The organism is Paraburkholderia diazotrophica (genome assembly GCF_038900755.1).
GTDB classification, from domain to species: Bacteria; Pseudomonadota; Gammaproteobacteria; order Burkholderiales; family Burkholderiaceae; genus Paraburkholderia; species Paraburkholderia diazotrophica_A.
The window spans coordinates 989109-1002252 of the sequence record NZ_JBBPEN010000002.1 but is presented as its reverse complement, the minus strand read 5'-3'; the positions used below and the strand labels follow the sequence as shown (position 1 = coordinate 1002252).

Below are 13144 nucleotides of genomic sequence, written 5' to 3'. Positions count from 1 at the left end.
TCAAAATGGAAGCGGGCGCCGTGTACCAGGCGCCCGCTTTTTGCTTGCCGCTTTCCGTTCGCCTCATAGTCCCCTTCCTGTCCGCCCGGTTGCCGATTCTTGCTATTTCATTCCATCGTGAAACGACAGGTTCATGCCCGGTGTTAGCATGCGTACGCGTCGCGACTCAACTGCGCGCGACACCTCCACGATGAATCCAGTCAACGTCTTCCAGCTTCTGATTCTCGCCGCGCTATGGGGCGCGTCGTTTCTGTTCATCCGCGTCGGCGTGGCCGACTTCGGCGTGGCGCCGCTGATGGCGCTGCGTGTCGGCATCGGCGCGCTGTTCCTGCTGATCGTGCTCGTCGTGCGGCGCCCGCTGCGCGAATCCGCCGTGACGTTGCGCACGCGCGCGCTGCCGCTGCTGGTCGTCGGCATCCTGAATTCGGCCGCGCCGTTCTGTCTGTTCGCCTACGCGGAAATCACGCTATCAGCGGGCGTCACGTCCGTGATCAACGCGACGACGCCGCTGTGGGGCGCGCTCGTCGCCTTCGTGTGGCTCAAGGACCGGCTGAGCGCGTTGCGCAGTGTGGGCCTTGTGATCGGCTTCGCGGGCGTGCTGACGCTCGTATGGGATCAGATCGCCGCGCCGACGGGATCGAACGCATCGCCGACGACGACGGCACTCGCCGCCGCTGCCGCGCTCGGCGCGACGCTGCTCTACGGCATCGCGGCCAGCTACACGAAAAAGCACCTGACCGGCGTCGATGCGCTCACCGTCGCGACGGGCACGATGATCGGCGCGACCATCGTGCTGCTGCCGCTCGCCTTGGCCTCCTGGCCGGCAACCGCGCCGTCGCTCAAGGCGTGGGGCTCGGTGATCGCGCTCGGCGTCGCGTGCACGGGCATCGCGTACATGCTGTTCTTCCATTTGATCGCCGTCGCCGGCCCCGCTCGCGCGATCACCGTCACGTTCGTCATCCCGATCTTCGGCATTCTGTGGGGCGCGCTGTTCCTCGGCGAACGCGTGTCGGTCGGCATGCTCGAAGGCTGCGCAGTGATCCTTGTCGGTACCGCGCTCGCAACCGGCGTGGTCAAACGCATTCCGGGCTTTGGCGGACGCGGCGTCAGCGAACGCTGCTGATTTCGTCATCGCGATCTGACGCGATAGCAGGAAAATAGCCCGCGCTCCAACCGTGGAGCGCGGGTGGCTTTATCGCCCCTACGAGCGATAGGCGACTAGGCCATCGGACAGTTGCTCTCTCGCGCCCGTCGTTATCCAACTCGTCGAGCGTTTGCGCGAGCGTTGCTTCTATGGCTCGGACGCAGGCCGCACAAGGCTTGCGCGCCGAGGTTTCATGCGGACGCGGCTGTTAAAGGCATCGTGTGCCCCGCGCTTACATGGTGTCTTGCGCCGCGCAAGCCGTTGATCTGGTGATGGGAACGATGCAAGACGACTTTTTGTGTGGTCGCAGATGCGCAGCGTTACGGCCTAACGTCACGTTACGTCCGCGTTCGCGGGTATTCGTTCGGCACGAGAATCCTTTTTCCGCCAGAGACAGCTGCGCGAAATGAACTCGACGGCAACAAAAAAGCCCGCATGACGGCGAGCGTCATGCGGGCTTGATACGAGGCCGCGCGAAAAGCGCGACCGTGTTCCGTGTTCAGTGCAACTGATCGACCATCAGCGACATGATCTGCTTCGCTTGCGATGACGCGTCGATGTTGCCCTTGTCGTCGACGACTGCGATGCGCGTCTGATTCGGCGTCACCTCGCGCACGTTCACGCGATATTGCTTGGCGACCTTCTCCTTGCGCCCGTGGAACACCTGGCTCCAAAAGCCCTGTTCCTCCGACGACAAGTCCTTCGGATCGACGTAGCGGACAAAGTACAGGCCACGCGTACGGTCGCGGTCGTCGACGGTGAAGTTGCTGCGATCGAGCGCAAGGCCGACGCGTAGCCATGCGCGGTCGTACGGCTCGCCGAGGGTCAGCTCCGTCGACGAAGCCTGCGCCGACGTATCGCCCGACGACGACGCATCCGGCACCGGCGTCTGCGCGGACAGCGAGACGTTTTGCGCAGCCGTCGCGGCAGCCGCCGACTTCGCGCCATTCGTCGCGGCGTTCGGCGCCAGTTGCGAGCCAGCGGGCGCCGTGGCGGGCGCAGCCGGAGAACCTGCCACGCGCGCGCCCGAATCGGCCTGAGCAAGCGACGCCATCAGACGTTTCAGGTATTCGGTTTCGAGCGCCGGATCGTTCGGCTTCGGCTCCCACTTGCTCGTGTCGTTATTGGCGCCGCTCAGCGCCTCACGCAGGCCCTTCTGGCTGACGAACACGTACGTGCCGCCGTTCGGCGCTGCTTCGAGACGCGTGCGGTACTTGTTGCGCTCGGCCGTCACATACGAATTGCCCATCGCCTTCGACAGCGTGCTGCGGATGAAACCGTCGTTGATGGACGGATGTGTTTCGTTCCAGTCCGTTTCCATCACGCCCTTGTCGCGCTGATCGACGACGAGCAGGAAGCCCTGCTCCTGCCAGAAGCGGCGGATTTGCGGCCACGCCTGATCCGGCGTCTTGTTGTCGAGCACGAGCCAGCTTTCGGTGCCGTCGCGCTGGATATGCATACCGCTGACGACGGGCGCGACCGCCGTGGTGGACGGGGCATCGCTTTGCACCTGCTGCAAGGTGGACAGCGACGTCTGACCGCTTTGCGGCGGCAACGAACGCTGGTCCGCCGTTTCTTCCATCATGTTCGGCGGAACAGCGAGTGACACTTCCTTCGACTTCGAGTCGCTCTTGTAGTCGATTTTGGTCGGCGACGACGTGCCGCAGCCGGCGACCAGACCGCCTGCCATCAGCAATGCTGCGAACCGCTTGGTGAGACGAAGATCTGTCATGTTCTGGAAATCCTTCCGCTACGCCACGGCAAGTCCGTGGACTAACCCGTCATTTTACCGGTCCGGCGTCGCGAAGTGCAAAAAGCGGGGTTTGCCGCGCGCGGATGCGCTTTCGACGACGTTTCCGCGACGCCCTGCCGGCACGCCGCCGAGGCTCTAAACGCGCGGAGCCAGGACACTGCGGCCCGCAACGCAAAAGCCGCCCGCATCATCTCATAATCATCTGGAAAGCCGACGCGCCAGAGCCTATTTCACGCCGAAATTTAACACTCCACCACAATTTCCGGCGCAATCGGGCGTGCCGCAGGCGATGAGCTATGCCCTTGATTCTTTGGGCTAAACGCGCATCGATCGTGCCCTTTCGGAAGAAACGGGCATGCGACCCTTTTGTGTGCGCCAATCGCGTCTCAAAACCTCGGTGATATCTTGAAATGACCGTCTCAATAAAAATCGAGAGCCTTCGGGGAGCAGAACCATGATGCGTATCGACAACCATCGGGCGATGATCTTCGCCGCATTCAGCGTGCTGGCGGCAGGCGGGCCATTGCTCGCCGACCCCGCGCATGCGGAACTCGGCGGCACGATTTCCGCCATTCGATCGGACGACGGCTCGACGCAACGCGTATTGCCAGGCGGTGCGGTCCGGATAGGCTCAACCGTCGATGCCGGCGGCACGACCATCAACGAATACGCGACTAGCGACGGTTATGTGTTCGCCTACACATGGCAAGGCCCGACGATGCCCGATCTCACGCGGATGCTCGGACGGTATGCAGACCCTTACCGCGCGAAAGCGGCCGCGCAACTGAACGAGCGCAGTCACCTCCACGCTTCGCGCGTCGAGCAACCGGAAGTCATCGTCGAGTCAGGTGGTCAGATGCGCAGCTACGTCGGCCGCGCCTGGCTGCCCGCTGCCATTCCATCCGGCATCTCGCTCGCCGATCTGCGCTGACGAGATGCGCGATGACAAATAACCGGTTTCTCGCGCTCGGCTTTCTCGTGGGAGCACTCATCGGATTGCCCGGTTGCGGCGGCGGAGGCGGAAATTCAGGCAGTTCGGATACGGCTGGCAACGCGTCCCCGACGACATCCGCCTCGCCGGGCAGCGGCGCGAGTGGCGCGCCGACGGCCAGCGCCCCTGCCTCGGCCAGCGCACCCATCGTAACGGTTCCTCAATCGACGATACCCAATGTCCAGCCGGTCGTCGTCACATCGACGCCCATGCAGACCCGGAACATGCTCACGACGAGCGTGACAGTATGCGCACCGGGGACATCGAACTGCGTGACGATCGACAACGTGCAGGTCGATACCGGTTCGCAAGGACTGCGCATACTCGCTTCGCAATTGCCAGCGAGTCTCGCATTGCCCGCCGTGCCGGCGACCACGCCTTCCGGTACGACGAACGGCGTTAGTGGAGAATGCGGCGTGTTCGGCACAGGCTACACATGGGGCGCCGTACGAACGGCCGACGTCCGGATGGCAGGCCAGCTCGCGCCGAGCCTGTCGATCCAGCTGATCGCCGATCCGTCCGTGCCGACTGTCCCTTCCGACTGCGCGGCCTCCGGCCTGCCGATGATGACGCCCACGGCGCTGCGCGTGAACGGCATCCTCGGCGTCGGCCTGTTCTCCGCCGATTGCGGCGGCGGCTGTGTTGCGTCGGCACTACCGCGCTGGTACTACGCATGCGATATGACAGGCTATTGCGCATCGAGTACGCAACCGCTTGACCAGCAAGTCACCAACCCGATCAGCCGGTTTGCGCTCGACAACAACGGCGTTGTGATCGACCTACCGACGGTGGGTCCGGGCGGCGAAGCGACTATCTACGGATCGATGATCTTCGGCATCGGCACACAGGCCAACAACACGCTCGGCAGCGCAACCGTGCTGAAGGCCAATACCACGACAGGCTATGTAACCACCTCCCTGAACGGACAACCGTACTCGCAAAGCTTTATCGATAGCGGTTCGAACGGCCTGTTTTTCCCAAGCACGACGCTTACGCGCTGCGGCGTCTGGTGGTGCCCTACGTCGACGCAATCGCTGTCGGCGACACTGACGGGTGTCAACGGCGCAACGGCGTCACCGGATTTTTCCATCGCCAACGCGCAGAGCTTGTTTGCCACCAACAACTACGCATTCAACAACCTGGGCGGGCCGTCAAACGCATTCGATTGGGGGCTGCCCTTCTTCTTCGGACGACGCATCTACACCGCGATCGAGTCGAGGCTGACGTCGGCCGGCAACGGCCCGTACTACGCGTTTTGAGCAAGCGACGTGTCGCGCGCCACTCTCGACCGTTCACCTCTTTCGCCGACGCAAGCGCCGCCGACTACAGCGGAACCACAACGGCCCCCAGAACGGGCCCGCGGCGGGACCGCGACGGTGAGACAGCGCCTGCGCCCAGCGTGCAAGCCCGATCAGTTGCCAAGCACGATGCCAATCCCGGCACGCACAATCGTGCTGTTGCTGCCCGACGACGCGACGCCCGCATTGAAATTGATCGTCCCCTTCTCATTCCAGCGCGATACGCCGAAACCGAGCGCCGCCTGTCCCCGATAGCCAGCGATACCGGCATTAAGGGTCGTACGTCCCGGCAAGTACGGCGTGACGATCTGCAACGCCGACGCGGCGGCGATCCCCTTTCGTGTGCTCGTGTCAAGGTCGTGAAGCGACTGATGGGTCTGATCGATCGCTGCGTTCAACTGGTTCAGGTTGACCGCGTCCGTGCCGCGCGTGCCCGGCGCGACATTGACGATCTGCCGTTCGCCGCCTGCCTGGCCCACCGACACGGCGTTCGCGCGATCCGCGATGGACCCGGCGCCCAAGGCAACCGCGCCATTGGCGACGGCCTGGCTGCCCGTGCCGAATGCCGACGCATTCGCGCCGTTCGCGACAGCTTGCGCGCCGACAGCCGTCGTCGTCACGCCATTCGCCTGTGCATTTGCGCCGAGCGCGGTGGCCTGATCCCCGTTTGCGACTGCGCTCGCGCCCATAGCCGTCGTATGCGTGCCCGTCGCAGTCGCTGCTTCCGTCGTAGCGTCGCCATTCACGCTCACGAAGGGATTCGTCGCGCCTTGCGTTTGCACGTTGACGATCTGATTCATCACGTCGTTCAACTGACCGAGATTGACCGCGTCGCTAGCGAGAACGCCGTTGGCCAGATTGTGAAGGATCGTGCCGCCAGCCACGCCCTGACCCAAGGTCACGCTCGCATAGTCCACCTGATCGCCCGCATGGTCGTACACGACGGCGCTCGTTGCACGACCGTTTCCATCGACGAGACCCGCCTGCTTCAATTGCGCGACGTTGACGGCATCCGTATCCGCCGTGCCCGCCGCGACATGCGTGATCTGCCGTTCGCCGCCCGTCGTGCCGACCGATACCGAATTGGCCCGATCCGCGATCGCATTTGCGCCGAGCGCCACTGAGTTATCAAAGGCCGCCTGCGCGCCTCCACCAATCGCAACCGAATTGGCGCCCGTCGCCAGCGAATCGGCGAGCGTCGAATTCGCATGGAAATAGCGCGGCTCGACGCCATTATTCATTACGTTGCCGAGCGCGACGTTGAGATCGTTGATTGCACTCGTATTGCTGGCAACGCGGCCATCGAGGTTGCCGAGCGCATCGCCGACATTGCGAAACACGCTGCCGCCGACACGATACGACGGCGCGACGACCGTTCCATCAGTCGCCACCGCCGCGTCGCCTCCCAACGCCGACGCCACGCTCGCACTCAAGCCGTGCAACTGGCCGCCGTTGATCGCGTCGTGGCTGCTTGCGTCGACGATACCGTTCGCCACGTTGCCGAGCCGGACGGGTGCACTCGCTGCTGCGCCACCCAACGTGACGGCGTCATGAGCCGCCGAGTCATAGGTGACCGCGTCCGGTACGCCAGCCGATACCGCGGCCCGCAACTGGCTGACGTTGACGGCATCGGTATCCGCCGTGCCCGCCGCAACATTGGCGATCTGCCGCTGAAGCGTCGCGTTGCCGACGGAGACGACGTTCGCCCGATCGGCCTTTGAATTCGCGCCTAACGCGACGGAACCGCTTGCCATGACCGAACTGTTCGAACCCAAGGCCACCCCGTCGGCGGCAGTGTCACCCACCAGCGCGTTCACGCCGATCGCCGTCGAACGCTGACCGCGCGCCATTGACATCGAACCGAACGAGAGTGAATCCGCGCCGTCCGCCGCCGACATGTAGCCGATCGAAACGGCCCTGTCCGCGTTGAATCCCGTCGACGCGCTATAGCCGATCACTGTCGTGTCCAGGCCCAACGCCGCAACGCGCGCACCAACGGCCGTCGAGCCGGCGCGTGCCGCGCCCGCGCCAGCGCCCACGGCGAGCGCATAGTCTCCCGACGCGCTCGCCGATGGGCCGATCGCCATTGTGTTCAGGTCATTCGACACTGTGGTCGGCGCGCCCGTCATCACGTTGCCGCTCACGGCGATGTAATCGGTGACGGGCGCCGCGTGCGCCGCAGGCAACCATGCGATCGCTCCCAACACTGCGACGACCATGCTAGTGCGTCCACAGTGATCGAAGCAGCCCAAACGACCAACTGCATCATAAAGGGCGGCGCGGCGGCCAATCATGCCAACGCCGCCTTGCGCACCAATCGACAAAGAAGAAACCGGCGCGCGTTGATCGCGCGCTACGCTCTGCACATTGCTCATCTAGAACCTTGATACGGATAATTCACTTCTCTCCCCAAAATGCAGCATCGAACGATTTGCTTCTGCCTTCATTACTTCGGATACCAAATCAATTTTGACAAGGTATTCGGCGAACGACGGAACCGAGATTGCGCAAGATGCCTCCTACGTACCGCCACTTCTTCGATGTCGGTTACGACGGGTAAATCCTACGGAGACGGGGAATTCCTCAATACAAGAAAACTCCCAAAGTCGGATTTCTTCGATATTCGCGGACGACGTTGCTCAACGTGCGCGCATGAACATGCGCGACGCATCGAGCGCATCGAAGAGAACGAAGGGAACGCGTGCGACGCTAGCGCGCCACGCGAACGAAACTGACCGGAAAGATAAGGAAGTGCCGGCAATGCGCCCGCAAACGCAAGGCTAGGCGCCGCCGCCTGCGAGCACCTTTTCGAGTGCCATCGAACGCGCCGCCTCCTCGGCCTCTTCGGCGGTGTCGAACACGCTGCCCGACACGTGAACCTGATGCCATTCGGGTTTGTCGGCGGCGTCGCGGAAGATGCGGAAGCGCGCGCAATAGCCGCGCGGCGTGGCGGGCACCACGTCGATATCGACGGATGCGCCCTCTATGTGATGTCTGACGAAGCCGTCCATGCTGCCCTCCTGACCCATGCATAACGTGCCCGCAGTAACGTGCCCGCATTACGCAGAAATCCTAGCATGTCGGCCTGGATGTGGCAGGTGCGTCGCAGCATGCCGCGCCGCCCGCTTCACTCGCCGGTCTGCTCTCCGACGTCGGCGGCCGCGCCCGTCCTCGCGAGGCGCGCGGGCGCGAGCCAGCGGAACGCGCTCAAGCCGTTGGCGTCATAAGTGCATTCGACGGCTGCCGGCACCACGGTCTTGCGCGGCTTGGTCTTTTCGATTGCGGCCGCGACGGGCGCGAGCAGCCCGGCTTCGTTGATGTTCGTATTTCGTGGCCTGGCGGCGGCCGCTTCCGACGCCGTCTGCGGATGCTCGAGCGTGCCTTCCACGACGACTCGGCTGCCGTGAATCCCTGTCCCCGCGTGCACGATCTTCAACGTATCGTCGGCGGAAAGCTCGCTCGCCGATTGCCGCATCATCTGCTCGCATGCGCTCGTGTTCTTGTACACGGACGCGCACCCCGCGGACAAAGCGGCGGCAACCGTGCAGCATGCGATCAACAGAGTGCGTGTCTTCATCGATGTTCCGTGGCTAAAGGCGACGGCCATTGTAGCCTGGCTGTTGGATGCCGGCACGACGGAAGCCCGCCTGAAGCGCGGGCCTCGCGCGAAACAAAAACAACAAAGGCGCCCGCAGGCGCCCTCGCTGTCATCCATATATTGACGTAGATCGGGCGGAAGAGGCGATCAGTCTTCCCAGCCCTCCGGCAGCGTCTGCGTGAGCGTCGACACGAAGCTCGCGGTTTCCGCCTGCTTCGGCCGCGTGAAGATGTCGCGCGAATGGCCCTGCTCGACGATCGACCCGTTGCTCAGGAACACGACATTGCGCGCGATCGATGCAGCGAGCCGCAAATCGTGCGTGGCCATCAGCATCGTCATGCCTTCTTTCGCGAGCTGGCGCAGCACTTCGACCACTTCGGCAGCGAGGCCCGGATCGAGCGCGGAAGTCGGTTCGTCGCACAGCAGCACTTCCGGCGACGGCGCGAGCGCCCGCGCAATCGCCACGCGCTGCTGCTGGCCGCCCGACAGCGTGACGGGCCACGCATCGGCCTTGTGCGCAATGCCGACCTTTTCCAGCAGTTCGAGCGCCCGCGCGCGCGCCCTTTCGCGGTCCCACTTCTGCACCGTGATGAGCCCTTCCATCACGTTCTCGATCACCGTGCGATGCGGGAACAGCTGGAAGTTCTGGAACACCATGCCCGTGCGGCGGCGAATCGCGAGCACCGCTTCCTTCGACAGTTTTTCCGTACGGCTGAACGCGATGCGCTGGTCGCCGAGCTCGAGCGAACCGGCCTCTGGAATTTCCAGCAGGTTCACGCAGCGCAACAACGTGCTCTTGCCGCTGCCCGACGGGCCGATCAGCGCCGTCACATTGCCCTGATCGAGCGCGAGATCGACGCTGTTCAGCACGCGATGGTCGCCGAAATACTTTTCGATTTTTTCGAGGCGAATCATCGTTCAGCTACCCGACGTGAAAAGCGCGTGGCGGCCGAAGCGGCGTTCGAGACGCACCTGCGCGGACGACAGCACCGAGCTGAACACGAGATAGATCAGCGCGGCTTCCGTATAGAGAATCAGCGGCTCGTATGTCACCGATGCGATGCGCTGCGCGGCCTGAAAAATCTCCGGCACGGTCAGCACGGCAGCAAGCGACGTGTCCTTGACGAGCGCGATGAACGAGTTCGACAGCGGCGGCAGCGCGACGCGCGCCGCTTGCGGCAGGATCGCGCGACGCAGCGCCTGCGCGCGCGTCATGCCCATCGAGTACGCGGCTTCCCACTGCCCTTTCGGAATCGACTCGATCACGCCGCGAATCACTTCCGAGTTATACGCGCCGACGTTCAGCGAGAATCCGATGATCGCGGCCGTCAACGGATCGAGCACAATGCCGACGTTCGGCAGGCCATAGAAGATCACGAACAGCTGAACGAGCAGCGGCGAGCCGCGAAACAGCCACACGTAGAAGCGCACGACGGCCACCGACCACGCCGGCCCGAACAGCCGCAGCAGCGCCACGATGAACGCCAGCGCGAGGCCGATCGCAAACGACACGAGCGTCAACGGCACGGTGAACACGAGGCCCGCATACAGCAGCGGCCACAGCGACTCCCCCATCAGGTGCAACCATGCAGGCATGATTCAGGCTCGCCCTTCTTGCTTATTGCGAAACGTCTTTGCCGAAGTACTTGTTCGAGATTTTCTCGTACGTACCATCGGCCTTGATGTCGGCGAGCGCCTTGTTGATCGCGGCCTGCAGCTCCGGATTGCCCTTGCGGATCAGCACCGCCGACTTGTCCGAGCTATCCGACGACGTGTCGATCGCAGCGATCTTCACCTTCGCGTCCGGCTTGTGCTTCTTGAAGTCGAGGAACGACAGCGAGTCGTTGACCGTCGCATCGACGCGGCCGGAAGTGAGCAGATCGATCGATTCGTTGAAGCCCTGCACCGGGACCACTTCGGCGCCGTGCGCAGCGGCGATCTTGCCGAAGTTGCTGGTCAGCGTGTTGGCCGACTTCTTGCCCTTCAGGTCGTCGAAAGTTTTGATCGCGCTGTTGTCCGCGCGCACGATCAGCGCCGCGTGCGACGTGATGTACGGCGTGGAGAAGTCGTACTTCTGCTTGCGCGCATCGGTGACGGCCACTTCGTTGATCACGGCGTCATAGCGGTTCGCGTCGAGACCTGCGATCAGGCCGTCCCACTTGCCTTCGACGAACACCGGCTTCACGCCCAGCTTCTGCGCGATCGCGCGGCCGATTTCGACGTCGAAGCCCGTCAGCTGGTTCGACGCGTCGTGGAACGTGAACGGCGCGTAGGTGCCTTCCGTGCCGAACTTGATCTCGCCGGCGGACTTGATCTTCGAGAGGTCGTCGGCGGCGAAGGCGGCCGTCGCAGTGGCGACTTGCAGCAGGCCGATCAGCAGGAGGGATCGAATCGACTTCATGATGTGTGCTCCGAGGTTCGTTTTATCCGGTTGTGCGTGCGTCTGCCGAAACACCCGTCCGGCAGCGTGGGCGGACTGTAGCAAACGGTCTTTATTTCCACAACGCATTTGAAGGCTTATATATATGCCGCGGCGGAATAAACTAGACCGAAACAGAAGGGTTGGCAATGCGCAAGTATACGGACGCACGCGAATCCTTGCGCCGCATGGGGCGTTAGCGTGCAGTTCGTCGCTGCGTTGCATTGCGTTTGCATTGCGTTTGCGTTGCTATCGCTTCGCGATGGCTTCGGCGTCGATTTGCCGCTTCTTTCCTGCCGCCCTTACTCGTTCCTTGCACGCGCCGTGGTGCTTCGCAAGTCGCTCCCGCAGCGAGGCCGGAAGCATACCCGAAAATAGCAACGGCCGCTCCAGCCCTGCGAGGCGAAGCGGCCGTTCGTGTCGTGCAGCCAGATCGAGCCGGTCGGGCCGAGTGGATAGGCGCGGTTGTTCAACGTTCGACGGGACGCGGCTCCTTGAGCTTGTTGGCGACCCGCACCGCATCGTAGTACGCGGCATTGGGCGGACGCTTCAGATACTGGCCCGCGCCGCGCTGCGCGCGCAGATCGCCGTCGGCCCACGCATGCGCGCCGCGCGTGAACGTGTGCATCGCGACACCCCGCACCGTCATCCCTTCGAACACGTTGAAGTCGACCTTCTGATGATGCGTCTTCACGGAGATCGTCTTCGTCGCGACCGGGTCCCAGATGACGAGGTCCGCATCCGCGCCAACCTCCACTGCCCCTTTGCGCGGATACAGATTGAAGATCTGCGCGGCGTTCGTCGACGTGATGCGCACGAACTCGTTCGGCGTGATGCGCCCACGGTTCACGCCCTCGTGCCATAGCACCGACATCCGGTCCTCGACGCCGCCGCAGCCGTTCGGAATCTTCGTGAAGTCCTCGCGGCCCATCGCCTTCTGCGACGCGCAGAACACGCAATGGTCGGTGGCCGTCGTATGGAGTTGACCCGATTGCAGGCCGCGCCACAGCGCCTCGCGATGCTCGCTCGTGCGAAACGGCGGGCTCATCACATGCGCGGCGGCGCGCGTCCAGTCGCGGTCGCGATACACGGACTCGTCGATCACGAGATGGCCAGGCAACACTTCGCCGAACACGCGCTGCCCTTCGTTGCGCGCGCGCGAGATTGCTTCGACGGCCTCTTTCGCGGAGACGTGCACGATATACACGGGCACCCCGAGCACCTGCGCAATGCGGATCGCGCGATTCGCGGCCTCGCCTTCCACTTCGGGGGGACGCGACAGCGGATGCGCCTCCGGTCCCTTGAATCCCTTCGCGAGCAGTTGCTTCTGCAACTGGAATACGAGCTCGCCGTTCTCCGCATGCACGGTCGGCAGCGCGCCGAGTTCGAGCGAACGCGAGAAACTGTTCACGAGCACTTCGTCGTCGGCCATGATCGCGTTCTTGTAGGCCATGAAGTGCTTGAAGCTCGACACGCCGTGCTCGTGCACGAGCGTGCCCATGTCGCGATAGACGGAGTCATCCCACCACGTGACGGCCACGTGAAAGCCATAATCCGCCGACGCCTTTTCGGCCCACCCGCGCCATTCCTTGAACGCATCCATCAGCGGCTGCTTCGGGCTCGGAATCACGAAATCGATGATGCTCGTCGTGCCGCCCGACAGGCCCGCCGCCGTGCCCGTATAGAAGTCGTCGCTCGCCGTCGTGCCCATGAACGGCAGCTCCATGTGCGTGTGCGGATCGATGCCGCCGGGCATCACATACTGATCGTGCGCATCGACGATCTTCGCGCCGTCGGGCGGATCGATCGTGCGGTCGATCTGCAGGATCGTCCCGCCGTCCTGCGGGTCCGCGATCAGCACGTCGGCTCTGTGCGTGCGGTCGGCGTCGATCACGGTGCCGCCGCGAATCAGGGTTGTCATCGGTTGCCTCCTCCGTTAAG

The 13144-nt window shown here is 63.6% G+C and carries 11 protein-coding genes; 3 read left to right on the top strand and 8 right to left on the bottom strand.

Annotated elements, in window-relative coordinates; translation table 11 throughout:
* Nucleotides 1-148 precede the first annotated feature (148 nt).
* Nucleotides 149-1123, top strand: a complete 975-nt coding sequence (locus AABE10_RS09810) for a DMT family transporter (RefSeq protein ID WP_342933043.1) — start codon at nucleotides 149-151, stop codon at nucleotides 1121-1123.
* Between the two features lie 520 nt (nucleotides 1124-1643).
* Here AABE10_RS09810 and bamC read toward each other — a convergent pair.
* A complete protein-coding gene (bamC, locus tag AABE10_RS09805) occupies nucleotides 1644-2876 on the bottom strand; it encodes an outer membrane protein assembly factor BamC (protein WP_342933042.1) in 1233 nt (410 codons plus the stop codon).
* 475 nt (nucleotides 2877-3351) lie between these two features.
* On the opposite strand from bamC, the gene AABE10_RS09800 reads away from it, so the two are divergent.
* Together AABE10_RS09800 and AABE10_RS09795 are read left to right on the top strand one after the other, a co-directional pair.
* Nucleotides 3352-3828 carry a DUF2844 domain-containing protein gene (locus AABE10_RS09800; protein WP_342933041.1) on the top strand — a complete coding sequence of 159 codons (477 nt, stop codon included), beginning with the start codon at nucleotides 3352-3354 and terminating at the stop codon, nucleotides 3826-3828.
* 11 nt (nucleotides 3829-3839) lie between these two features.
* Nucleotides 3840-5147: a DUF3443 domain-containing protein gene (locus AABE10_RS09795; RefSeq protein ID WP_342933040.1), complete on the top strand. Its 1308-nt coding sequence runs from the start codon at nucleotides 3840-3842 to the stop codon at nucleotides 5145-5147.
* Nucleotides 5148-5299: 152 nt separating this feature from the next.
* Here the strand turns inward: AABE10_RS09795 and AABE10_RS09790 are convergent, their stop codons facing one another.
* The 7 genes from AABE10_RS09790 to hydA all read right to left on the bottom strand — a co-directional run bounded on the left by AABE10_RS09790 (nucleotide 5300) and on the right by hydA (nucleotide 13124).
* Nucleotides 5300-7405: a YadA family autotransporter adhesin gene (locus tag AABE10_RS09790; protein WP_342933039.1), complete on the bottom strand. Its 2106-nt coding sequence runs from the start codon at nucleotides 7403-7405 to the stop codon at nucleotides 5300-5302.
* Nucleotides 7406-7966: 561 nt separating this feature from the next.
* Entirely contained in the window at nucleotides 7967-8197 is a 231-nt protein-coding gene (locus AABE10_RS09785) for a hypothetical protein (RefSeq protein WP_342933038.1), read from the bottom strand.
* A 116-nt stretch (nucleotides 8198-8313) separates the two neighbouring features.
* Nucleotides 8314-8763, bottom strand: coding sequence for a hypothetical protein (locus tag AABE10_RS09780; RefSeq protein ID WP_342933037.1), 450 nt, complete (start codon nucleotides 8761-8763; stop codon nucleotides 8314-8316).
* A gap of 168 nt (nucleotides 8764-8931) precedes the next feature.
* Entirely contained in the window at nucleotides 8932-9699 is a 768-nt protein-coding gene (locus AABE10_RS09775; protein ID WP_342933036.1) for an amino acid ABC transporter ATP-binding protein, read from the bottom strand.
* A gap of 3 nt (nucleotides 9700-9702) precedes the next feature.
* Complete coding sequence (locus AABE10_RS09770; protein ID WP_090872065.1) at nucleotides 9703-10380, bottom strand: amino acid ABC transporter permease; 678 nt, start codon at nucleotides 10378-10380, stop codon at nucleotides 9703-9705.
* 22 nt (nucleotides 10381-10402) lie between these two features.
* Nucleotides 10403-11185 (bottom strand): amino acid ABC transporter substrate-binding protein, encoded by a 783-nt coding sequence (locus AABE10_RS09765; protein WP_162497881.1) that lies wholly within the window; start codon nucleotides 11183-11185, stop codon nucleotides 10403-10405.
* 487 nt (nucleotides 11186-11672) lie between these two features.
* Nucleotides 11673-13124, bottom strand: a complete 1452-nt coding sequence (hydA, locus tag AABE10_RS09760) for a dihydropyrimidinase (protein ID WP_342933035.1) — start codon at nucleotides 13122-13124, stop codon at nucleotides 11673-11675.
* Between the last annotated feature and the right edge of the window lie 20 nt (nucleotides 13125-13144).